Source organism: Campylobacter concisus, from assembly GCF_002912425.1.
Classification (GTDB): Bacteria; Campylobacterota; Campylobacteria; order Campylobacterales; family Campylobacteraceae; genus Campylobacter_A; species Campylobacter_A concisus_AH.
Window position 1 is genome coordinate 1 of sequence record NZ_POYR01000129.1, and the last position, 505, is coordinate 505.

The following is a 505-nucleotide window of genomic DNA, read 5'->3' on the forward strand; positions in this document are numbered from 1 at the left end:
GTCAGGATGATCTTTGCCTAAAACTTTCTCTCTTATATTTAAAGCTTTTGTATAAAACTCTAAGGCCTTAGGATAATCACCCATATCGCTATAAACAGAGCCTATATTATTATAACTGATAGCAGTGTCAGGATGATCCTTGCCTAAAACTTTCTCTTTTATATTTAAAGCTTTTGTATAAAACTCTAAGGCTTTAGGATAATCGCCCATGCTACTATAGACATATCCTATGTTATTATAGCTAGTAGCAGTAGCAGGATGATCCTTGCCTAAAACTTTTTCGTTTATATTTAAAGCTTTTGTATAAAACTCTAAGGCCTTAGGATAATCGCCCATATTGTCATAAACAGATCCTATATTATTATAGCTACTAGCAGTGTCAGGATGATCTTTGCCTAAAACTTTCTCTCTTATATTTAAAGCTTTTGTATAAAACTCTAAGGCCTTAGGATAATCACCCATATCGCTATAAACAGAGCCTATATTATTATAACTGAGAGCAGTA

The 505-nt window shown here is 32.9% G+C and carries 1 protein-coding gene; it reads right to left on the reverse strand.

Going from position 1 to position 505, the window contains the following annotated elements; all coding sequences use genetic code 11:
- Nucleotides 1-505: tetratricopeptide repeat protein (locus CYP84_RS07380; protein WP_141089201.1), on the reverse strand; the 505-nt coding region annotated here is incomplete at both ends.